At 60.2% G+C, this 21,569-nt stretch carries 19 protein-coding genes, 1 other RNA gene and 1 pseudogene; 14 read left to right on the forward strand and 7 right to left on the reverse strand.

Annotated features, from left to right (window positions below; all coding sequences use genetic code 11):
- Positions 1 to 8 precede the first annotated feature (8 nt).
- From gnd to JNB88_RS30180, 4 genes are all read right to left on the reverse strand, one after another.
- A complete protein-coding gene (gene gnd / locus JNB88_RS30165) occupies positions 9 to 1,028 on the reverse strand; it encodes a phosphogluconate dehydrogenase (NAD(+)-dependent, decarboxylating) (RefSeq protein ID WP_220358657.1) in 1,020 nt (339 codons plus the stop codon).
- 128 nt (positions 1,029 to 1,156) lie between these two features.
- Positions 1,157 to 1,315, reverse strand: a non-coding RNA gene (gene ssrS, locus JNB88_RS30170) — 6S RNA.
- Between the two features lie 58 nt (positions 1,316 to 1,373).
- Positions 1,374 to 1,751 carry a cell division protein ZapA gene (locus tag JNB88_RS30175; protein ID WP_037136934.1) on the reverse strand — a complete coding sequence of 126 codons (378 nt, stop codon included), beginning with the start codon at positions 1,749 to 1,751 and terminating at the stop codon, positions 1,374 to 1,376.
- A 13-nt stretch (positions 1,752 to 1,764) separates the two neighbouring features.
- Positions 1,765 to 2,040 carry a DUF4164 domain-containing protein gene (locus JNB88_RS30180; RefSeq protein WP_037136935.1) on the reverse strand — a complete coding sequence of 92 codons (276 nt, stop codon included), beginning with the start codon at positions 2,038 to 2,040 and terminating at the stop codon, positions 1,765 to 1,767.
- A gap of 335 nt (positions 2,041 to 2,375) precedes the next feature.
- Here JNB88_RS30180 and tkt point away from each other — a divergent pair, with 335 nt between their 5' ends.
- From tkt to JNB88_RS30215, 7 genes are all read left to right on the forward strand, one after another.
- The gene (tkt, locus tag JNB88_RS30185) at positions 2,376 to 4,349 is read left to right on the forward strand and encodes a transketolase (RefSeq protein ID WP_220358658.1); all 1,974 of its coding nucleotides are present in this window, start codon (positions 2,376 to 2,378) and stop codon (positions 4,347 to 4,349) included.
- Positions 4,350 to 4,410: 61 nt separating this feature from the next.
- Complete coding sequence (gene gap, locus JNB88_RS30190) at positions 4,411 to 5,421, forward strand: type I glyceraldehyde-3-phosphate dehydrogenase (RefSeq protein WP_018858863.1); 1,011 nt, start codon at positions 4,411 to 4,413, stop codon at positions 5,419 to 5,421.
- A 189-nt stretch (positions 5,422 to 5,610) separates the two neighbouring features.
- On the forward strand, positions 5,611 to 5,931 hold the full coding sequence (locus tag JNB88_RS30195) for a hypothetical protein (protein WP_220358659.1): 321 nt from the start codon (positions 5,611 to 5,613) through the stop codon (positions 5,929 to 5,931).
- A gap of 337 nt (positions 5,932 to 6,268) precedes the next feature.
- Positions 6,269 to 8,119 (forward strand): potassium/proton antiporter, encoded by a 1,851-nt coding sequence (locus JNB88_RS30200; protein WP_037136938.1) that lies wholly within the window; start codon positions 6,269 to 6,271, stop codon positions 8,117 to 8,119.
- Between the two features lie 69 nt (positions 8,120 to 8,188).
- Entirely contained in the window at positions 8,189 to 9,391 is a 1,203-nt protein-coding gene (locus JNB88_RS30205) for a phosphoglycerate kinase (protein WP_220358660.1), read from the forward strand.
- 223 nt (positions 9,392 to 9,614) lie between these two features.
- Positions 9,615 to 10,640, forward strand: a complete 1,026-nt coding sequence (locus JNB88_RS30210; RefSeq protein WP_037136941.1) for a class I fructose-bisphosphate aldolase — start codon at positions 9,615 to 9,617, stop codon at positions 10,638 to 10,640.
- Positions 10,641 to 10,775: 135 nt separating this feature from the next.
- Entirely contained in the window at positions 10,776 to 11,693 is a 918-nt protein-coding gene (locus tag JNB88_RS30215; RefSeq protein ID WP_220358661.1) for a PhzF family phenazine biosynthesis protein, read from the forward strand.
- On the opposite strand, the gene JNB88_RS30220 is transcribed toward JNB88_RS30215, so the two are convergent.
- Entirely contained in the window at positions 11,690 to 11,854 is a 165-nt protein-coding gene (locus JNB88_RS30220) for a hypothetical protein (RefSeq protein ID WP_197066723.1), read from the reverse strand. The genes JNB88_RS30215 and JNB88_RS30220 overlap by 4 nt on opposite strands.
- Before the next feature lie 172 nt (positions 11,855 to 12,026).
- Between JNB88_RS30220 and JNB88_RS30225 the strand changes: the two genes are divergently transcribed.
- The 4 genes and pseudogenes from JNB88_RS30225 (at position 12,027) to JNB88_RS30240 (ending at position 17,045) form a co-directional block, all read left to right on the forward strand.
- Positions 12,027 to 13,307 (forward strand): MFS transporter, encoded by a 1,281-nt coding sequence (locus JNB88_RS30225; protein WP_220358662.1) that lies wholly within the window; start codon positions 12,027 to 12,029, stop codon positions 13,305 to 13,307.
- Positions 13,308 to 13,329: 22 nt separating this feature from the next.
- Positions 13,330 to 13,521, forward strand: a complete 192-nt coding sequence (locus JNB88_RS30230; protein ID WP_220358663.1) for a DUF1192 domain-containing protein — start codon at positions 13,330 to 13,332, stop codon at positions 13,519 to 13,521.
- Positions 13,522 to 13,898: 377 nt separating this feature from the next.
- Complete coding sequence (gene rcdA, locus JNB88_RS30235; protein ID WP_007802538.1) at positions 13,899 to 14,414, forward strand: protease adaptor protein RcdA; 516 nt, start codon at positions 13,899 to 13,901, stop codon at positions 14,412 to 14,414.
- Between the two features lie 194 nt (positions 14,415 to 14,608).
- A pseudogene (locus JNB88_RS30240) lies at positions 14,609 to 17,045 on the forward strand (arylsulfatase).
- Positions 17,046 to 17,637: 592 nt separating this feature from the next.
- On the opposite strand, the gene rpmE reads toward JNB88_RS30240, so the two are convergent.
- Positions 17,638 to 17,859: a 50S ribosomal protein L31 gene (rpmE, locus tag JNB88_RS30245; RefSeq protein ID WP_007527409.1), complete on the reverse strand. Its 222-nt coding sequence runs from the start codon at positions 17,857 to 17,859 to the stop codon at positions 17,638 to 17,640.
- Between the two features lie 192 nt (positions 17,860 to 18,051).
- On the opposite strand from rpmE, the gene JNB88_RS30250 reads away from it, so the two are divergent.
- The 3 genes from JNB88_RS30250 (at position 18,052) to JNB88_RS30260 (ending at position 20,783) form a co-directional block, all read left to right on the forward strand.
- Positions 18,052 to 19,854: an ABC transporter transmembrane domain-containing protein gene (locus tag JNB88_RS30250; RefSeq protein ID WP_220358664.1), complete on the forward strand. Its 1,803-nt coding sequence runs from the start codon at positions 18,052 to 18,054 to the stop codon at positions 19,852 to 19,854.
- A gap of 148 nt (positions 19,855 to 20,002) precedes the next feature.
- Entirely contained in the window at positions 20,003 to 20,446 is a 444-nt protein-coding gene (locus JNB88_RS30255; protein ID WP_156142632.1) for a hypothetical protein, read from the forward strand.
- A 148-nt stretch (positions 20,447 to 20,594) separates the two neighbouring features.
- Positions 20,595 to 20,783, forward strand: coding sequence for a YegP family protein (locus JNB88_RS30260; protein ID WP_007527415.1), 189 nt, complete (start codon positions 20,595 to 20,597; stop codon positions 20,781 to 20,783).
- A gap of 31 nt (positions 20,784 to 20,814) precedes the next feature.
- Here the strand turns inward: JNB88_RS30260 and JNB88_RS30265 are convergent.
- Positions 20,815 to 21,569: FAD-binding protein (locus JNB88_RS30265; protein ID WP_223217392.1), on the reverse strand; the 755-nt coding region annotated here is incomplete at its 5' end.

The raw sequence follows: 21,569 nt of genomic DNA on the forward strand, positions 1-21,569 counted from the left end.
GGAGTGCCTTATCCCTTCGGCTTCTCGACGTGACCGCCGAAGCCAGCGCGCATCGCCGAAAGCACCTTGTTGGCGAACTCGTCATTGTCGCGCGATGAAAAGCGGCCATGAAGCGCGGCACTCAGCACCGGCGTCGGCACGCTTTCGTCTATCGCCGCCATGATCGTCCACCGACCCTCGCCGGAATCGGAGACGCGGCCAGCAAACTTGCCGAGGACGGGATCGGCGTGCAGTGCATCGGCAGTCAGATCGAGCAGCCACGACGTGATGACGCTGCCGCGGCGCCACACTTCGGCAACATCGGGCAGGTTGAAGTCATAGCGATAGTATTCGGGATGCGCCAAAGGTGCTGTTTCTGCGTCCACCTCATGGGTGGCCGCACCGACATTCGCATGCTTCAGGATGTTCAGCCCTTCAGCATAGGCGGCCATCAGACCGTACTCGATACCATTGTGAACCATCTTGACGAAGTGTCCGGCGCCGTGCGGGCCGCAATGAAGGTAGCCCAGCTCGGCCGTGCTCTCCGGGCGCGCGCTGCGACCGGCGGAAGGAGCGACATCACCCTGGCCCGGCGCCAGAGACGCAAAGATCGGGGACAGCGATTGCACGATCCCCTTCTCGCCACCGATCATCAGGCAATAGCCACGCTCGAGGCCGAAGACCCCTCCGCTGGTGCCGACATCGACATAGTGGATCCCTTTGGTGATGAGCTCCGCCCCACGCCGGATATCGTCGTGATAGTATGAGTTGCCGCCATCGATGATGATGTCATCGTCATGCAGCAGCGGCAGAAGCTGGGCAATAACCTTGTCGGTGATGGCCGCCGGCAGCATCAGCCAGACGGCGCGCGGTCGCGACAGCTTCGAGACGAACTCCTCGAGGGAGGCGCTGCCGACCGCACCCTTGCCAACGAGATCGGCAACGCTTTCCGGCTTGGCGTCGTAAACGACGCATTCATGGCCATCGCGCATCAATCGCTGGACCATGTAGTTGCCCATACGGCCCAAACCCACCATGCCAAGCTGCATCTGAAATCTCCTGGAAATTAAATCGATATAATTCCGGAAACTAGCATTCGCATTGCTGCAAGCAAGTGAAGTGTGCGTCACATCTGCATTGCAGCAGCAGCACAGCACGCAACAGAGTAAAAGGAGAAGTGCGATCCACGGCAACCGATGGATGTTTACGATCCTGGGTGCCTACAAACGTAGGTGGGCACCGTGTGTCCAGGCCCACGAGCCTGGTCAGGGACAGCTCCCTTTGGATCGAGTATGGCCCCAGGGATTGTGGTTCCTGTCGAGAGGCGCAGATCGCACCAGATATATAAGGCTGAATTCCTTGGTGCGCCAGAGGGCCCGGTAGACCGTGCCTATTTAATTGAGTTCGGCCGACGCCCTGCCGTTCAGCTTGTCGGTTATGCCGCGGATTCTGCTCGTGACTTCACCGAGTGCCGCAGCAAGGCTCTCTTCGGTCCGCGCATTTGCAGTCAGGACGGTGTCGCGGGTATTGCGCAGTGTCTCCAACTCGGATTCGAGATCAGCGACGCGGCGACTGAGTTCCGAGATCTCGTCCATGACCATGATCCCCGCCATGACGGTAATCCTGAGGTCGCCGATTTCACCGAACTGGCCCTTGAGATGGCCGACATAGTTGTCAAAGCGCGTCGCAAGGTCCGTCAGATGTCCCTCCTGACCTTCCTCGCAGGCCATGCGATAGGCCTTGCCGTCGATCGTTACCGTTACCTGCGCCATGTGTCGCGCCTTTCTATCGGTCCAGAACCGCGCGGATCGTCTCCATGGCCGTCACCAGCCGACGCGAGACCTCGCGGTTGACTTCCTCGAGGCGGTTCGCACGAAACTCCGCCTGGTCGAGTTCCTGTGCAAGCTTCGAGCGGTCGGCGTGAATGCGGCGAACCTCGCCTTCGACTTCGCCCTGCTCACGCTGATGCTCGATACGCATATCGACGGCGTTCTCGAGACCAGCGATGGCTTGCCTAAGCTCGTTGAGTGCTGCTTCCATGATTTTGCCTGTAGGCGTCATGTATTCTCCGGTTCCCGCACAAGACCCGCGAATCGGCGCCCTAGACCGATCCAGTATTTTCAAAAAGATACGCACCTCGCCAACGGCACGTCAATAAAGGCGGCATGGCCGCTGCCGTCCTATCCTGTGGATGACGAAAATCAACTGCCGCCGCACGCGGCATTCAACTTTTGTAAAAATTGATGGTCATATGTCTAAAATCGATTGGAGACGCCTCCAGAGGGCCTTCCGTTTGTTGACTTGGCCGTTCCAACTGCTATGTGTCACCCCGCTCTCATTGATGGTCTCCACAGGCTTGAGGCCATCCCCCGACACCCGGAACCCGTGGAATAGCCATGACCTCTCCTGAACAAAACGACCGGATGGCAAATGCGATCCGTTTCCTCGCCATGGATGCAGTCGAAAAGGCGAATTCCGGACACCCCGGCATGCCGATGGGCATGGCCGATGTAGCGACCATTCTCTTTACAAAATATCTGCGCTTCGACCCTAAGAAGCCGCAATGGCCGAACCGCGACCGCTTCGTTCTGTCCGCCGGCCACGGCTCGATGCTGCTCTATTCGCTGCTCTATTTGACCGGCTACCCCGACATGACAGTCGAGGACCTGAAGCAGTTCCGCCAGCTCGGTTCGAAGACCGCCGGCCATCCGGAATACGGCCACGCGACCGGCATCGAAACGACGACCGGCCCGCTCGGCCAGGGCATTGCAAATGCCGTCGGCATGGCGATCGCCGAACGCAAGCTGCGCGACGAGTTCGGCTCCGAGCTCCAGGACCATTACACCTATGCCATCTGCGGCGACGGCTGCCTGATGGAAGGCATCAGCCATGAGGCGATCGCGCTTGCCGGCCACCTGAAGCTGAACAAGCTCGTTCTCTTCTGGGACAACAACTCGATCACCATCGACGGCGCCGTTTCCCTGTCGGACTCGACTGACCAGGTCGCCCGCTTCAAGGCCGTTCACTGGAACACGATCGAGATCGACGGTCACGACCAGGCTGCTATTGCCGCCGCGATTGAAGCCGCCCACAAATCTGACCGCCCGACCTTCATCGCCTGCAAGACGATCATCGGCTTCGGCGCTCCGAACAAGCAGGGCACCCACAAGGTTCACGGCAACCCGCTCGGCGCTGAAGAAATCGCGGCAACCCGCAAGGCGCTGAATTGGGAATACGAGCCCTTCGTCGTTCCTTCGGACGTTCTCGATGCGTGGCGTGCAGCCGGCAGCCGCTCTGTCGACCTCGTCAAGACATGGGAAGACGGCCTGGCTAAGTCGACACACAAGGCCGAGTTCAGCCGTCGCTTTGCCGGTGACCTGCCGGAAGGCTTCGACGCAGCCATCAGCGCCTACAAGAAGAAGCTCGTCGAAACCAAGCCTGTCATCGCTACCCGCAAGGCTTCGGAAGACGCGCTCGAAGTCATCAACGGCTTCCTGCCGGAAACCCTTGGCGGTTCCGCTGACCTGACGCCATCGAACAACACCAAGACCAGCCAGATGCATTCGATCACGCCGACGGATTTCGCCGGTCGCTACATGCACTGGGGCATCCGCGAGCACGGCATGGCGTCGGCCATGAACGGGATCGCCCTGCATGGCGGTCTTCTTCCTTATGGCGGCGGCTTCCTGATCTTCTCGGATTATTGCCGCCCGCCGATCCGCCTGGCCGCCCTCATGGGCATCCGCGTTGTCCACGTCCTGACGCACGACTCGATCGGCGTCGGTGAAGACGGCCCGACGCACCAGCCGGTCGAACAGATCGCCGGCCTGCGTGCCGTCCCGAACCTGCGTGTCTTCCGCCCGGCCGACCCGACTGAAACGGCCGAATGCTGGCAGATCGCCGTCAAGTCGAAGACCCACCCGTCCGCGCTCGCGCTGACCCGCCAGAACCTGACGCCAGTGCGTACCGAGTACAGCGAAAAGAACCTTTGCGAGCTCGGCGCCTACACGCTCGCAGGCAAAGCCGATGCCAAGGTGACGATCTTCGCTTCGGGCTCCGAAGTCGAACTCGCCGTGGCGGCTCGCGCAACGCTGGAGGCCAAGGGCGTCAGCGTTCGTGTCGTCTCGGTTCCCTGCACGGAGCTGTTCTTCGATCAGCCGGATGCCTACCGCAAGGACGTCATCGGCAACTCGCCGGTCAAGATCGCCGTCGAAGCCGCCGTTCGCGAAGGCTGGGATGCGTTCATCGGTCCTGAGGGTACCTTTGTCGGCATGAAGGGCTTTGGCGCCTCCGGTCCGGCGAAGGAAGTCTTCAAGCATTTCGGCATCACCGCGGACGCCGTGGTCGCTGCCGCAGAAGCAAAGCTGTAAGAGAGCGCATCAGCGCTCTCCAACTCAATCCGCAAGCCCCATCTCTAGGGAGTGAATGCACATGACTGTAAAGGTTGCCATCAACGGCTTCGGCCGCATCGGCCGCAATGTTCTCCGCGCGATCGTCGAATCCGGCCGCACCGACATCGAAGTCGTCGCGATCAACGATCTCGGCCCGGTCGAGACCAACGCCCACCTGCTGCGCTACGACTCCATCCACGGCAAGTTCCCGGCCGAGGTTAAGGTCGAAGGCGACACGATCACCGTTGGCGGCGGCAAGCCGATCAAGGTGACCGCGATCAAGGATCCGGCGACCCTGCCGCACAAGGAACTCGGCGTCGACATCGCGATGGAATGCACCGGCATCTTCACCGCTCGCGACAAGGCTGCCGCCCACCTGACGGCCGGCGCCAAGCGCGTCATCGTCTCGGCTCCTGCCGATGGCGCCGACCTGACCGTCGTTTTCGGCGTCAACCACGACCAGCTCACCAAGGAGCATCTGGTCATCTCCAACGCATCCTGCACGACGAACTGCCTCGTGCCGGTTGTGAAGGTTCTCGATGACGCCGTCGGCATCGACCACGGCTTCATGACCACGATCCACTCCTACACCGGCGACCAGCCGACCCTCGACACCATGCACAAGGACCTGTACCGCGCCCGCGCTGCAGCCCTGTCCATGATCCCGACGTCGACGGGCGCCGCCAAGGCCGTCGGCCTGGTTCTGCCGCACCTGAAGGGCAAGCTCGACGGTACGTCGATCCGCGTTCCGACCCCGAACGTCTCGGTCGTCGACTTCAAGTTCGTTGCCAAGAAGGCCACCACCGTCGGCGAAATCAACGAAGCGATCAAGGCTGCCGCAAACGGCAAGCTGAAGGGCATCCTCGGCTACACCGACGAGCCGCTGGTTTCCCGCGACTTCAACCACGACAGCCACTCGTCGATCTTCGCCACCGACCAGACCAAGGTCATGGAAGGCAACTTCGTGCGCGTCCTGTCCTGGTATGACAACGAGTGGGGCTTCTCCAGCCGCATGTCCGACACGGCCGTTGCCTTCGCAAAGCTCATCTAAGAGCGTCGCGCCACAATCTTCGAAAGCGGCTCGGGCAACCGGGCCGCTTTTCCTTTGGCGCCGAGCTGGCTAGCGTCGCGGCCGGCAGAAAGTGCCGTCATGGGACCTCGCTAGATAAGACTGGTGCCGCGTCATCAATAGCCGTACTGTCGATGGACGGCAGACCGCACAGAAGCGAAAGAGAATTTGATGGACTACTTCACGATCGAGATCGGCGGACAAGCAATCGCAAGTTTTCGCTCCGAGAATGCCGATGATGCCAAGCACTTCTTCGAGGCCGAGGATTTCCGCGAGGATCTGACGGTACTGCAATCGCAGGGCAAGCCGGTCTGGGACGGGATCGCCGCGCTCACACTGCGCAAGGCAACTGGCGAAGAGGCGAGTGAGGTCGAACACGCCTACGAGTTCGACGACGATCCGGAACGTACGATCGACGATGAGTTCGTTGTCTTTCTGATCCCGATTTCCGACGTCGCCGATGGCGAGGATGAAGAAGACGACAACGCCTGAGCACGCACGTCGCACCCGGGCGATGTCAACTGGCTCAACCAGCATTCGCTGATTGAGAGGAAAAGCGCGACACGGGGGTTTCTGCCCTGCTATCGCCCGATTTGCTCATACACTCGATTTCATGCTCTTTCGTGAGCATCCATCCCGGCTTTGCCATCCGACAGGCCAAGACAGCAGCATGAAGCCGCAAAACCGCTTGGGTTTGACCGCAAGGCCTACCCTTCCGACGTGTTTTGCCGTTTACTCATACGAGCTAGGAATGATCACGAAAGGGCGACAGGGAATGGGCTGCGGGACCGGGGGCGGTCTGCGTTAGATTGCGGGTAAGGGGACAGGCATGGAAGCGTTCTATATCGTCGTACTCGTATCGACGACGCTCGTGCTTCTTGCTGCATTTTCAAGCCTGCTAGCCTTCCGTTTCGGCGCTCCCCTCCTCCTTTTGTTCCTGGCGATCGGCCTGCTTGCAGGAACGGATGGCCTCGGGATCGAGTTCACCAACAACTACCTAGCCTACATCCTCGGTTCGATTGCGCTGGCAATCATCCTTTTTGACTCCGGCTTCGGAACGCCAGTGCAAGCCTTCAAGCTTGCCGCCGTACCCTCGATAACGCTTGCATCGGTCGGCGTCCTTATGACGGCGGCACTCATTGGCGTTGCGGCCATGTGGCTACTGAGCTTCACCTGGCTGGAAGGCCTACTGCTCGGCTCCATCGTTGCCTCGACCGACGCCGCCGCCGTCTTCTTCCTGCTTCGCATCGGCGGCATCAACATTCGCGACAAGGTGCGCTCGACGCTGGAAGTAGAATCGGGAACCAACGACCCGATGGCGATCTTCCTGACCATCGCTCTCGTCGAGATTCTCGCCAGCGGCGAGCGCTACCACGGCATCGACATCAGCATGCTGGCCATGTTCGTGCAGCAGATGGGCCTCGGCGTGATCCTCGGTCTGCTTGGCGGCATGATGATCGTTCTGATCGTGAGCAAGCTGGAAACCGACCGCGGCCTCACGCCGATCTTCGTGTTGGCGCTTGCACTGCTCGTCTTTTCGGCCACCGGCGCGGTCGGAGGCAGCGGCTTCCTCGCCGTCTATGTCGCCGGCATCTACGCAGGCAATCGCAAGCTGCAGGGCTATGCTTCGATCAAACGTTTCCAGGACGGCATGACCTGGCTTGCCCAGATCATCATGTTCTTGGTCCTCGGGCTCCTTGCGACACCATCGCAGTTTCCCGCGATCGCCATTCCTGCCGTGCTGCTCGCCCTATTCCTGATCTTCATTGCCCGCCCGCTCGCCATCTGGCTCTCGCTGCTGCCCTATGACTACACACAGCAGGAGATCGGCTTTGTCGCCTGGGTCGGCCTTCGCGGAGCCGTCTCGATCCTGCTCGCGATCATGCCCATTCTCGGCGGATTGGAAAATGGCCAGGTCTACTTCAACTGCGCCTTCATCATCGTGCTCGTCTCGCTTCTCGTACAGGGATGGACGATCAAGCCGGTCGCCAAGAAACTCGGGCTCATCATTCCGCCACGGATGGGCGCCGTCGACAAGGTGGAGGTGGATCTGCCGGGCGCGGCGAACCACGAGCTTCTGTCCTATCGTGTGATCAAGGACAGTCCCGTACTGCGTGGCGAGCGGATCCCGCGCTGGGCAACACCGTCATTGGTCATCCGCGATGGCAAGTCGATGCGCTATCAATATGCCGGCAGGCTGCGCGAGAACGACCTCGTTTATCTCTTCGTCGTCCCGTCCTATTCGCGGCTTCTCGACAAGCTCTTTGCCAGCCGTGCTCCTGTCGAGGAAGACGATGCCGATTTCTTTGGCGCCTTTGCGCTATCGCCGGCCCGACCGGCCGCCGATCTCGACGCCGCCTATGGTCCGGGCCTGCTGAATGAATCCGAGAAAGGGCTGACGATCGCCGAACTGATGAAGCATCGTTTGGGCGGCAAGGCGGACTATGCCGACCGTGTACGCCTCGGCTCCATCATTCTCATCGTCCGCGACCTCGACGACCAGGATCACATCACATCCGTCGGCATGTCGCTGGAGGCTCTCGAGCCCGCTACAGCCCTGCCGATCTTCCTCAATCTGCACGATATCATCGACCGCATCCGCGACCGTCTCAAGGGCCGCAGGAAGCGGGAAGCAGCCGCCGCGGCAACGTCCGGCAAGGGCGATGAAAACCCGCAATGACCTGCTTGCGTCTGCGGTCATCCTTGCTATGGTCCCCGCATCTTTGGGCAATAACGAACGGACTTTTCCATGCCTTCCTTCAAGACCCTCGACGACCTCAACGATATTGCCGGCAAGCGCGTCCTCGTTCGCGTTGACCTCAATGTTCCGGTCAAAGACGGCAAAGTGACCGACACCACCCGCATCGAGCGCGTTGCCCCAACCATCCTGGAACTCTCGAAGAAGGGTGCCAAGGTCATCCTGCTCGCGCATTTCGGTCGCCCGAAGGACGGCCCGTCACCGGATCTCTCGCTGTCTCTGATCGCCCCGTCCGTCGAGGAGGTGCTTGACCACCCTGTTTCGACCGCAAGTGACGTCATCGGCGAAGCTGCGGCCACCGCAGTTGCATCGATGAAAAACGGCGACATCCTGCTTCTCGAGAACACCCGCTTCCACAAGGGCGAGGAAAAGAACGACCCTGACTTCGTCAAGGCGCTGGCCGCGAACGGCGATATCTATGTCAACGACGCCTTCTCTGCCGCTCACCGCGCACACGCTTCGACGGAAGGCCTCGCGCGCCATCTTCCTGCCCACGCCGGTCGCACCATGCAGGCAGAACTTGAGGCGCTGGAGAGCGGCCTCGGCAATCCGGCCCGCCCGGTCGTCGCCATCGTCGGCGGCGCCAAGGTCTCGACCAAGATCGACCTGCTGATGAACCTGGTGAAGAAGGTCGATGCGCTGGTGATTGGCGGCGGCATGGCAAACACCTTCATTGCCGCACGTGGCACGAATGTCGGCAAGTCGCTCTGCGAGCATGATCTTGCGGATACCGCGAAGCAGATCATGATCGAGGCGGCAACAGCCGGTTGCGCCATCATTCTGCCGGAGGACGGCGTCGTCGCCCGCGAATTCAAGGCGAACGCCGCCAACGAGACCGTGGCGATCGATGCAATCCCCAGCGACGCGATGGTACTCGACGTTGGCCCGAAGTCTGTCGAGGCGATCAAGGCCTGGATCGAACGTGCGAACACGCTCGTCTGGAACGGCCCGCTCGGCGCCTTCGAGATCGAACCTTTCGACAAGGCAACAGTCGCTGCGGCGAAATTCGCCGCCGAGCGCACCAAGGCTGGCAAGCTTACGTCTGTCGCCGGCGGCGGCGACACAGTCTCGGCGCTGAACCATGCCGGCGTGGCCGACGATTTCAGCTATGTATCGACGGCTGGCGGCGCCTTCCTTGAGTGGATGGAAGGCAAAGTCCTTCCCGGCGTCGCTGTCCTCAACAAGGACAAATGATTCGGCCAACCGAATTCAACAAATTTTACATGTAGATAGACCGCGGCGCGCAAGCGTCGCGGTCTTTTGCTCGCAACGAGTACAAAAGTTCAAACTTTCAAACGATTAAAAAAAATTCAAACGTTTCAAAGAATTTTGCTGCCGTTTTCCCGCCCATAAACTTCTGTTATCCGCGACCTATATTCACCGGTTGACGATTTTTCTTTGCTGTGGAGAGAACGATATGAGCGAACGTTTGGAAGACATTGCCGTGCGTATGGTAGCTGGTGGCCGCGGGCTGCTTGCAGCAGATGAATCGACAGCCACGATCGGTAAGCGGTTCGATACGATCGGACTTGAATCGACGGAAACGAGCCGTCGCGACTACCGCGAAATGCTGTTCCGCACGGACGATGCGATGCGTCAATATATTTCCGGCGTGATCCTCTACGAAGAAACCCTCCACCAGAAGGCAGCAGACGGCACGCCTTTCGTCGACATAATCCGCGCTGCCGACAGCATTCCGGGCATCAAGGTCGATATCGGCGCCAAGCCGATGGCGGCCTATCCCGGCGAAACCATCACGGAAGGTCTCGACGGTCTCGCGGATCGCCTGGCCAAGTATCACGAAGCGGGTGCCCGCTTCGCCAAGTGGCGCGGCGTCATCGCGATCTCCTCCACCCTGCCCACCTGGGGCTCCATGAAGGCCAACGCCCATGCGCTCGCCCGGTATGCAGCGCTTTGCCAGCAGGCGAACATTGTTCCGATCGTCGAGCCCGAATGCCTGATGGACGGCAAGCCGGGTGACCACAACATCGACCGCTGCGCCGAGGTGACGGAATGGACGCTGCGCACCGTCTTCGAAGAACTGGCCGATGCCCGCGTCAGCCTCGAAGGCATGATCCTCAAGCCGAACATGGTCATCGACGGCAAGAACGCCCGCAAGGCTTCGGTGGCTGAAGTCGCCGAGCGCACCGTCGAGGTGCTGAAGCGCACCGTTCCGTCAGCCGTGCCCGGCATCGCCTTCCTCTCCGGCGGGCAATCCAGCGAAGAAGCGACTGCGCATCTTTCCGCTATCAACTCCGGCTATGACCTGCCGTGGGCTGTCACCTTCTCCTACGGCCGCGCACTTCAGGACACCGCTCTGAAGGCTTGGGGTGGCAAGCCGGAAAACGTCGCCGCAGGTCAGCGTGCCTTTGCCCATCGCGCCGAGATGAACAGCCTCGCCGCCAAGGGGAGCTGGAAGAAGGATCTGGAGAAGGCGGCTTAAGCCTAATTCCAAGGATGCAGAGAAAAAACCGGTCGCTGCGCGGCCGGTTTTTTCATTGTGACGGCGACAACTTCTTGCTTCTGCGGCCGACCGATCGTCGGTAGAGATCATGACGTCAGCCAGTTCGGAGCAGTCATGAGAACCGTTGCCTTCACGACCGTCGATGTCTTCACCTCCACCCGCTTCGAAGGCAACCCATTGGCCGTGATAACGGATGCACGTGGGCTGAGCGATACCGACATGCAGAACATCGCGGCCGAGTTCGGCTATTCGGAGGTTACCTTCGTGCTTCCGCCGGAGGATCCAGCCAACACCGCCCACGTCCGCATCTTCACACCGACGATGGAGGTCCCGTTTGCAGGGCATCCGAACGTCGGAACGGCCTATGTCCTCGGCAAACAGTCACAGGTGTTCGGTCGGCCGGTCGGCGATCAGCTACGCTTCGAGGAGAAAGCGGGCCTGGTGGAAGTCAAATTGCAGCGTGAAGCAGATGAGGTGCTGTCGGCATCCATTCGTGCGCCGAAGCCTCTGAGCATCGGCAACGCGATATCCGAGCAGACCGTTGCCCGCTGCATCGCCATCAAACCGCAGGAGATCCGTGTAGCCAAGCATCAGCCGGTCGTCGCATCGGTGGGTTTGAGCTTCGTTGTTGCCGAACTCGCAGATCTCGCGGCGCTCAGTCGCGCGCGGCCGAACCTTGCATACTTTCAGGACGCTGCCGGCCCGACAGCCGAAGGCAACCACGACTTCTCGCTTTTCGTTTACGTCCGCTCGCCGGAGAAACCATGGGCGATCCGTGCGCGGATGTTTGCGCCGCTCGACAACGTGACGGAAGACCCCGCGACCGGCAGCGCATCTGCAGCTCTTGGCGCTTATCTCGTCTCCCTCGAACCCGAGACGGACATGGACGTCTCGCTGACCATCGAGCAAGGCGTGGAGATGGGACGCCGCAGCATCATCGGTATCGATGTTGTCAAGAAGGGCGGTATCGTTTCCGACGTGACAATCTCGGGCGCCTGCGCGCCGGTCATGCGCGGCGAAGTCGCGTACTAAACGAACAGGTCGCGCCCGACCAGCGCCAACGCCCAGATCGCAAAAGCGATCAGCGCGATCTTCCAGAAATCCATACGTCGACGCAAACCGGGAACACCCAGCGGTTTGATCACCTGAATCGCCATCGCCAGAATGAGCAGTAGGGCGATCAGCTTCGTCATGTCTTTATTTTTCCATCTCTTTGGAATGTCACAGGACGGACATTTTTTCGCGTCACGACTGCATTTATTCATGCCGTAAAGGCATTTGGGGGCACAATCAATCTTCTCGAGGCTAGGCGACACTGCGTGCCGCCATATGTCCTTTGACATTCAACGCATAGAGTCTGGCTATATGAAAAGAAATCTGCTTTCCGTCGCCTCGCTTCTCTTCGGGACGCTCTTTCTCTTCATGGGCAACGGGTTGCAGGGTATTCTGCTTCCGGTGCGCGGCAATCTGGAAGGCTACGCGACCACGACCCTCGGCCTGCTTGGGACGTCATGGGCCGCCGGCTTCGTCATCGGCTGCCTCGTTGCCCCGAAACTGGTGCGCCGCGTCGGCCACGTCCGCGCCTTTTCCGGCTTCATTGCGATTATCGCAATCATCGCTCTTGTGAGCGGCATCATCATCCATCCGGTCTGGTGGGTGCTGTTACGCGCCGTCACCGGCTTTGCGACCGCCGGCACCTCGATGATTATCGAGAGTTGGCTGAACGAGCGCGCCACGAACGAGAGCCGAGGCGCGATCTTCTCGCTTTACATCGCCATCACGCTCTTCGGCGTCGTGGCGGGCCAGATGATGATCCCTCTCGAGGATGTCCGCACGCCTGTTCTCTTCATGATCTGCGGCATCTTCTACTGCATCGCGATGTTGCCGACGACGCTCTCGACCGCAGCCTCGCCGCAGCCGCTGAAAGCCGTGAAGCTCGATCTCCCGGCCCTCTACCGCAACTCCCCGGTGTCCTGCCTCGGCATTCTCCTCGTCGGCATCGCCAACGGCGCCTACGGAACGCTCGGCGCTGTCTTTGGCGCAGGCTCCGGCCTGTCCGATACCAGCATCGCCATCATGATGAGCGCCACCATTTTTGCCGGCGCTCTGATGCAGTTGCCGGCAGGGCGGCTTTCCGACCGCATTGACCGGCGCCATGTCCTTGCGGCCATGTCGGCCATCGCAGCTTTCGCAGGCCTGCTGCTCGCCGTCCTGCATCCGTCATCGCCGGTTTTCATCATCGGACTTGTTGTGCTCTACGGCGCCGTTGCCAACACGCTCTATCCGATCGCTGTTGCCCACGCCAACGACTTTGCCTCGTCGGAGGACTTCGTGAAGGTGTCCGGCGGCTTGCTGCTGCTCTACGGCATCGGCACCATCATTGGTCCGACCATCGGCGGCCCCGTTATGGCGATGATCAACCCGCATGCCCTCTTCCTCGTTACGGCGGTGGCCCATGTTCTGATCACCGCCTATGCGATCATTCGCAGCCGTATGCGCCCTGCCGTTCCTGTCGGCGACCGTGATGCCTTTACCACCATCCCGACGGCCACCTCGCAGACACTGACGCCCGAAAGCATGTCGCTTGCCGACCGCGGGGGCGGCAAGACTCCCGAAACCGGTGATCCTGCCCTAAAATATAACTGAGGCTGACAAGGGAGGATTGCTCATGAGCTTCATCGACGACGACCGGCCGCAGAAGAAAGTTGCGCATGAGATCGGGGCCGATCTCTCCACCCTCTCGGTCGACGAGCTAAAGGCGCGCATAGATCTGCTCAAGGCCGAGATTACGAGACTTGAGGCGGAAGCGGCCAGCAAGACGTCCACAAGATCAGCTGCGGAAAGCCTCTTCCGCTCCTGATTTGTTACTCGCCGAAGCTGCAAATCCCGGCGGCGAGAAGCACTAAACCGGCACAGGTTTAAGCGGCCATTAAGCTTTATAAGGTATTACTGTACTCATCCAGATCTTCTCTGGATCTCAGACAGTTTTCCATGCGGTGAATTGGTCTGATTTTTCTCCCTGTTTTACCTTGAGAGCCGCTTTTGCGGCTCTTCTTTTTTCATTGCGCTGGGGACCATTTCCATGAAACTGTGGAAGTTAACCCTTTCTTAAGAAACGCCTTGCGCAATTCGGCTAAAGCTACCATCTTAAAAGCATAAAGGACGGCTGAAGAAACTTTTTCCCTTCGGCTGGCGTTACCTGACCATAAGTAGATGCGTGCAACAGGGACTATTTAAATGTCAGAGCTTGGATTGAACACAATCAGTTTTGCAGGTCGCGCTGCCGCATCCTCGCAGTTCAAAGCACTGTACTCGGAAGGCATGTCGCTGGTTGAAGAAACCGCCGCCTACCTCGACGGTCAAGGCCGTGCGGCCTCGAAGGTTCTGCCGCGCATGGCGTCCGTTCTTTACGCGGCGGAGTCGATGCGCCTGACAACACGCCTCATGCAGATGGCGTCCTGGCTGCTGCTGCAGCGCGCCGTCAACAATGGCGAGATGTCGCGCGATCAGGTGCTCGCCGAGAAGAACAAGGTTCGTCTCGACGGCTTTAACGTCGACCGCAACGCGCCAGGCTGGGGCGATCTGCCGGAGTCCTTCCGTGACCTGATCGAACGCTCGCTGCGCCTGCAGAACCGCGTTGCCCTGCTCGATCGCGAAATCTATCGTCCGGCCGAAGCGCCGATCGTGCCCGATAACCAGAACAGCGTTCAGGCTCAGCTGAGCTTGCTGCAGACGGCCTTCGGCAACAACTGAAGCACTTAATCGGAATTCGTGAAACCGGCTGCATCCGTGCAGCCGGTTTTTCGTTGTGCCCGCAAGCTTCCCCGGATGTCCGGAAAGTGCGTATCCCCTCGGGTAAATGCCGTCTTTTTGGCGACTGCACGTCGCACATATGAGTATTTTGCAATATAATGGCCTTGTCTATCTGCAGCAGGGGGGTGTCCGCCATGACCATTGGCCGGAACATGCTTGTGGGTGCGGCGTTTTTCGCTCTGGGTTATACGTCAGCATTGGCCCAACAGGTGACAGGTACGCTCGGCGCGCCCGGGGCGACGACGACAATCACCGGGAAGCAACTTCCACCGCCCCCTCCGGGCTTCGGCGGCTTGATCAGTGAAAAGGCGGACCAATCGCGGCCATGGTGGGCACCGCGCGTCGTGCCGCCGAAAGGCGCACCAAACGTCTTGCTGATCATGACGGACGACCAGGGTTTCGGCGCGCCGAGCACGTTTGGCGGCGTCATCCCGACGCCGGCGATGGATCGCATCGCCAGGGAGGGGCTGAGGTTCACCAATTTCCATTCCACCTCGCTGTGTTCGCCGACGCGGGCGGCCCTGATCACCGGGCGCAATCACCACTCGGTCGGCTTCGGCGTGGTGGGTGAGATCGCGACCGGATATCCCGGATACGACTCGATCATTCCAATCGAGAAAGGCACCATCGGCACGATCCTGAAGGAAAATGGCTATGCCACCTCATGGTTCGGCAAGAACCACAACACACCCTCCTATCAATCGAGCCAGGCAGGCCCCTTCAACCAGTGGCCGACCGGAATGGGCTTTGACTATTTCTACGGTTTCGTCGGCGGCGACGCCAGCCAATGGCAGCCGAACCTGTTCCGCAACACGACGCCGATCTACCCCTTCGAAGGCAAGCCCGCCTGGAACCTCGAGACCGCGATGGCCGACGAGGCGATCGGGTACATGAAGCAGCTGAAGGAGCTCGCACCCGGCAAGCCCTGGTTCGTCTACTACGTGCCTGGCGCCACGCATGCGCCCCACCATCCGACGGCGGAATGGATCAAGAAGATCAGCGACATGCACCTCTTCGACGAGGGCTGGAACAAGGTGCGTGAAACGATCTTCGCCAACCAGAAGAAGCTCGGCATAATGCCAGAAAACGCCAAGTTGACGCCTTGGCCGGACGGGCTGCCGAAATGGGACTCCCTGAGCTTCGAGGAAAGGAAACTCTTCACCCGGCAGGCAGATATCTATGGAGCCTATCTCGCCTATGCCGATCACGAAATCGGCCGCGTCATCCAGGCGGTGGAAGACCTCGGCGAACGCGACAACACGCTGATCATCTACATCGGCGGCGACAACGGCGCGAGCGCCGAAGGCATGATCAACGGCACGCCAAACGAGTTCACGACCTTCAATGGCATCCAGGTGCCGGTCAAGGATCAGTTCCTCTGGTATCCATTCTGGGGCTCCGAGCGGACCTTCCCGCACTACGCGGCTGCCTGGGCCTGGGCGATGGGCACGCCGTTCAAGTGGGTGAAGCAGGTGCCTTCGCATTTCGGCGGTACCGCGCAAGGCGTTGTCATGTCGTGGCCCGGCCATATCACGGATCAAGGTGGCATTCGTAGCCAGTTCCACCACGTCATCGACATCGTGCCAACGATCCTGGAAGCAGCCGGCATTCCCGCGCCCGATACAATCAACGGCATCCAGCAGCGCCCGATCGAAGGCGTCAGCATGGTCTACGCGTGGGACAAGGCGAATGCGACCGCGGCGAGCCGGCATGGCACTCAGTATTTCGAGATGCTCGGCAACCGCGCCATATACCACGATGGCTGGGTGGCGGCGACGACGCCTGCGACGCTGCCATGGGAGTTAAGTACCGCTACGCCGCCCGATGTCATCACCGGCTACAATTGGGAACTCTACAATACCGGAGAGGATCCAACCCAGGCAACCGACCTGGCGGCCCAGATGCCCGACAAGCTGAAGGAACTGCAGGACCTCTTCTATGCCGAGGCGAAGAAGTACAACGTTCTGCCGCTCGACAACTCGACGCTTGCCCGCTGGAATACACTGCGCCCGAACCTGACGGCGGGACGAACGGAGTTCACCTACTCCGGAGAGCTGAGCGGCGTGCCCGCAAGTGCAGCACCCAGCATCATGAACAAGTCGTACACCATCACCGCTGACGTCGATATTCCGGACGGGGGACGGCATGATCGTCACCGAGGGCGGACGCTTCGGTGGCTACGGTCTGTTCCTCAGCAAAGGCGATTTCGGCGTTGGGCATGGCAAGGTGGTGTTCCTTTACAACCTCCTGGATCTCAAGCGCACCACATGGGAAGGGCCTGAACTGGAAGCCGGCAAGCATAGGATCGTCTTCGACTTCAAGTCCGACGGGCCAGGTCTCGGCAAGGGCGGCACCGGTGTGTTGTCCGTGGACGGCAAGGAAGTGGCCAGGAATTCCATTGAGCACGGCATCCCCGTCACCTTCCCGGAGGATGAGACCTTCGACGTCGGCCTCGACACCCGCACCGGCGTCGCGCTGGTCGAGCATCGCTACGACCCGCCGTTCAGATTTACCGGCAAGATCGACAAGCTGACTTTCGAATTGAAGCCGGAGGCGAGCACAACGCCCTGAGATAGCTTGAGCGGTGCGAACAGTAGGCGTCGGCGACGAAAGGCAACGCGCAGTGACAATCAGGGTACTTGACCTCGCGGCTGCGGCCGAATTCGCAACAGGCGTTGCCTTGTTGGTCGTGCCGTCCTTTGTCGGGCAGGTGCTGCTTGGTGAGCCATTGGCGGGCGCTGCCATCCCCACGGCTCGCGTGGCTGGCATTGCGTTATGCGCCTTGGGTGTTAGCTGTTGGCGGAACTCGCCTCTACTTGGAATGTTGGCATACAGCACAGCAGTGGCTTTGTATCTTGCCTATCTCGGTGCAGCAGGCGGGTTCGCAGGGCCACTTTTGTGGCCGGCGGTAGGCCTGCACGTAGTCCTGTCGGCCTTGCTCTTGCGGCAATGGACCTGGACCTAGCGACATCGCCAAAGACCGAAATTATCGATGGGGTGCAGCCGGTCACAAAGGGATAGTCAGCCGCGTCTCGTGACGGCCGCGGTTGGCGTGAACCTGCCCTGGTGGATGTTGGAAATCGGCCTGGTGGCGTTTGCTACGCAATTCCACAAAAAAGCCCCGCCGAAGCGGGGCTTTTCGAATTCCACCAAGTGGGAGCGATTAGAGGCCGAGGCCGCCGAAACGCTTGTTGAACTTGGAAACACGACCGCCACGGTCCATGAGCTGCTGGTTGCCACCAGTCCATGCCGGGTGCGACTTGGAGTCGATTTCGAGGTTCATGACTGCGCCTTCAGAACCCCAGGTCGAGCGGGTTTCGTATTCGGTGCCGTCGGTCATGACTACCTTGATCGTGTGATAGTCGGGATGGATATCTGCCTTCATAACAATCTTCCTGCCATGCAACGTCCAATTTGACGCATATTCGTTGCGACAAGAGGACCGATTGAATAAATGAAGCCGCAGACGCAAAGGCTACGGCTTCCCATTAGGATGGGCTGCCTATACATGAAGGCCGGCAGGATAACAAGAGCCATAAGCCGCGGATCGGCGGTGTTGTAGGGGATCGGAGACGAATTGGCATACGCAGGACAAGCCGGGGAAAAGAAGTCGAGATCGCTGAAGCCGCTCGGTCGGCTGACACCCTATGTCGCGCGCTACCGCGGCATGGTCGCCGGTGCGCTCGCTTCGCTTGCGCTTGCCGCCGTAACCTCCCTCACGCTGCCCCTCGCCGTCCGTCGCATGATCGACCACGGCTTCACTGAGGCCGACGGCAGTTTCATCAACAGCTATTTCCTGATGCTGATGATCATGGCGATCGTGCTCGCCGTCGCGAGCGCCCTTCGCTACTACTTTGTGATCACACTTGGCGAGCGTGTGGTCGCCGACCTGCGCCGCGATGTTTTCAGTCACGTGACTCGGCTGTCGCCAGCCTTCTTCGACGTCAACCAGTCGGGCGAGATTGTCTCGCGCCTGACAGCGGACACGACGCAGATCAAGTCGGCGGTCGGCGCGACCGCTTCCGTCGCTCTCCGCAACCTCATCCTCTGCTTTGGCGCCATGGGTATGATGATCGTCACCTCGCCGAAACTCGCCGGCCTGGCCCTCGGCGCCATTCCCCTTGTTGTCTTTCCGCTCGTCGCCTTCGGTCGGTCGGTGCGAAAGCGGTCGCGCGCCGCCCAGGACACACTGGCGGATGCCTCCGCTTTTGCCAATGAAACGATCGCGGCTACCCGTACCGTTCAGGCCTTCGGCGGCGAGGATGCCGCCGGCGGCCACTATGGAGCCGCGGTCGAGACTGCTTTCCAAGCCGCCAGTGCGGCAATCCGCTCCCGCGCGCTTCTGACCGGCATTGCCATCACCCTGATCTTCGGCAGCGTCGTTGCCGTTCTCTGGGTGGGGGCGCACAATGTTCTGGCTGGCACGCTTTCGCCTGGAACGCTTGGTCAGTTCCTTCTCTACTCGGTCATCGCCGCCGGCTCGCTCGGCGCACTGTCCGAAGTCTGGGGCGAGCTTTCTCAGGCGGCAGGCGCAGCCGACCGGCTTACCGAATTGCTAGATGAGGTCTCCCCCATCGCGACGCCTGCCGCACCAATGGCACTTCCCGCGCCATCGCAAGGCCGCGTCCAGTTTTCAGACGTGCATTTTGCCTACCCCTCGCGACCGGAAAGATCCGCTCTGCATGGCCTGAGCTTCGATGTGGCTCCCGGCGAGACTGTCGCGATCGTTGGCCCCTCCGGAGCCGGCAAGAGCACGGTCTTCTCGCTGCTCCTCCGCTTCTATGATCCGCAGCTGGGCGCCGTGAAGGTCGACGGCATAGATGCCCGCAGCACCGATCCTCACGAACTGCGCAAGCGCCTCGCGATCGTACCACAGGATGTCACAATCTTTGCCGCGTCCATTCACGACAACATCGCCTTCGGCCGTCCCGAGGCAAGCCGCGAAGAGGTCCGCGCCGCCGCGAGCGCCGCACAGGCCGACGAATTTATTGCCCGGCTGGACCAGGGATATGACACACAGGTCGGCGAACGCGGCATCACGCTCTCAGGCGGGCAGCGCCAGCGTATTGCCATCGCGCGTGCCATCCTGAAGGATGCGCCGGTGCTACTCCTCGACGAAGCGACCTCGGCATTGGACGCCGAAAGCGAAACCCTTGTTCAAAAAGCCCTCGACGGCCTCATGACCGGCCGAACGACACTCGTCATCGCCCATCGTCTTGCGACTGTGCTGAAGGCCGACCGGATCCTCGTCGTGGATCAGGGGCGCATTGTTGAAGAGGGAACCCATCAGACCCTCATCAGGGATGGCGGAATATACGCCAAACTCGCCAAGCTGCAGTTCGAAACAGGCGCCGGAGACTTTCTCGCCGCCGTAAAGTGACAGACAAACTACACCTTCCTTCTATGCCGCGACTTTCCGACGGTTGCATCGGCGTGTAATCTTTGCGTGCATATTGACATAATACACGCAAAGATTACACTCGGTTTATGGATGCATCGCGCGTCGCCGCGCTTTGAGGGAGGCTCTGGTGAGTTTGATAAACTTTGCCGATATGTTGATCGTGCTCGTCGCCATCGCCGTCGTGATATCGATGCTGCTGTGCTACCGCTCGCTCCGGGAGGCCCGGGACTGGTCACTCACCGACGCGTTGTCCGAGGAAGTCGAGTTGACGAAAACCGACGCGGCAGGGACGCCCATTGATGCCGCAGGTGCGCCTCTCGCGGCAGGCCAACTCCCCATCACAATCACGATGATGAAGGCGAGTTCCAGCCGCTTCATCGCCCTTGTCGGAACCGTTGCGATACTGATGCTCTATGTCGGCTTCGGCCTTGCCTGCCTTTATCGTTTCGCAAGTGTCAACGAGATCCCCGACATGACCAAGGCCGCCAACTTCTTCTATTCCGGCCTGGTGCTTTTCGCGCCGTACCTGATCAACAAGTTCTCATCGGTGTTCTCGATCTTCAAGCCGTAGCAGTCGGCGCCGCGGGAGTATTCTTCTCTGGGCACCCGTCCACCGCGCCGGTTGCAGAGCCTGCAAATATCCCGATGGAATAGTTGCGTTTTTTGTTTTAGGCTGCGGTTGCAAATAGGACAACATCCTGATTCCGGGAGAAAAATCGATGTATAAGTTCGAAGTTTACAAGGACAAGGCTGGCGAGTTCCGTTTCCGTTTCAAGGCACCGAACGGCGAATCCATGTTTGGTTCCGAAGGCTATAAGGCCAAGGCATCGGCGCTGAGCGCCATCGAATCCATCAAGAAGAATTCTCCCGGCGCAGAAGTCGTCGACACGACGAAGGCTGAGGCCTGATCCAGGTCAGGCGGCGCCAAGGGCGCCGCCTCTACACTGCCCGACCGGCAACCCTGCCAGAAAAGATGCAGCCGCCGAGAAATGTTCCCTCGAGCGCATTGTAACCGTGCATTCCTCCACCACCAAAGCCGGTCACCTCGCCTGCGGCATAGAGCCCCGGCACAGGATCTCCATTGTGGCCGATAACTCGGGCGGATAGATCCGTCTCCAGACCACCGAGCGACTTTCGTGTCAGGACATGCAGCCGTATTGCGATCAATGGTCCCGCCTTGGGATCGAGCAGCGGATGTGGCTTGGCCGTCCGCATCAGGCGGTCCCCAAGGTAGCGACGAGCCCCGCGGATGGCGACGACCTGTGCATCCTTCGCAAATGCATTGCCGATCTCCCGGTCGCGCGCCTCGATCTGTGTTCTGAGGCGGCTTGCGTCCACACGTCTTTCGCCCGTCAACCCGTTCATGCCATCGACAAGCGCCTCCAGCGTATCGCGAACGATGAAATCCTCGCCCTTGTCCATGAACGCCTGAACAGGCCCTGGCGGCTCCTTGCCCAATCGCTTGAGAAGCAGGCTGAGATTCTTGCCCGTAATGTCAGGGTTCTGCTCGGAGCCGGAAAGAGCAAACTCCTTCTTGATGATTGCCTTTGTGAGGATGAACCAGCTGTAATGCGTGTCGCAGCTTACGTGATTCAGGATTCCGTTTATGCGTGAATCATGATTCACTTGGCCATGGAAGGGGGACCACCATGGGCAAGCCGCATCCAATTGAGTTGCGTGAGCGAGTGGTAGCG

Source organism: Rhizobium cauense, assembly GCF_019511525.1.
Lineage (GTDB): Bacteria > Pseudomonadota > Alphaproteobacteria > Rhizobiales > Rhizobiaceae > Rhizobium > Rhizobium cauense.

Coding starts and splice junctions, on each gene's coding strand:
- JNB88_RS30205 (WP_220358660.1), top strand. CDS start 8,189: ATGCCTTCCTTCAAGACCCTCGACGACCTCAACGATATTGCCGGCAAG.
- JNB88_RS30180 (WP_037136935.1), bottom strand. CDS start 2,040: ATGACGCCTACAGGCAAAATCATGGAAGCAGCACTCAACGAGCTTAGG.
- tkt (WP_220358658.1), top strand. CDS start 2,376: ATGACCTCTCCTGAACAAAACGACCGGATGGCAAATGCGATCCGTTTC.
- JNB88_RS30215 (WP_220358661.1), top strand. CDS start 10,776: ATGAGAACCGTTGCCTTCACGACCGTCGATGTCTTCACCTCCACCCGC.
- rpmE (WP_007527409.1), bottom strand. CDS start 17,859: ATGAAGGCAGATATCCATCCCGACTATCACACGATCAAGGTAGTCATG.
- JNB88_RS30200 (WP_037136938.1), top strand. CDS start 6,269: ATGGAAGCGTTCTATATCGTCGTACTCGTATCGACGACGCTCGTGCTT.
- JNB88_RS30230 (WP_220358663.1), top strand. CDS start 13,330: ATGAGCTTCATCGACGACGACCGGCCGCAGAAGAAAGTTGCGCATGAG.
- JNB88_RS30195 (WP_220358659.1), top strand. CDS start 5,611: ATGGACTACTTCACGATCGAGATCGGCGGACAAGCAATCGCAAGTTTT.
- JNB88_RS30260 (WP_007527415.1), top strand. CDS start 20,595: ATGTATAAGTTCGAAGTTTACAAGGACAAGGCTGGCGAGTTCCGTTTC.
- JNB88_RS30225 (WP_220358662.1), top strand. CDS start 12,027: ATGAAAAGAAATCTGCTTTCCGTCGCCTCGCTTCTCTTCGGGACGCTC.
- gap (WP_018858863.1), top strand. CDS start 4,411: ATGACTGTAAAGGTTGCCATCAACGGCTTCGGCCGCATCGGCCGCAAT.
- JNB88_RS30175 (WP_037136934.1), bottom strand. CDS start 1,751: ATGGCGCAGGTAACGGTAACGATCGACGGCAAGGCCTATCGCATGGCC.
- JNB88_RS30210 (WP_037136941.1), top strand. CDS start 9,615: ATGAGCGAACGTTTGGAAGACATTGCCGTGCGTATGGTAGCTGGTGGC.
- gnd (WP_220358657.1), bottom strand. CDS start 1,028: ATGCAGCTTGGCATGGTGGGTTTGGGCCGTATGGGCAACTACATGGTC.
- JNB88_RS30220 (WP_197066723.1), bottom strand. CDS start 11,854: ATGACGAAGCTGATCGCCCTACTGCTCATTCTGGCGATGGCGATTCAG.
- rcdA (WP_007802538.1), top strand. CDS start 13,899: ATGTCAGAGCTTGGATTGAACACAATCAGTTTTGCAGGTCGCGCTGCC.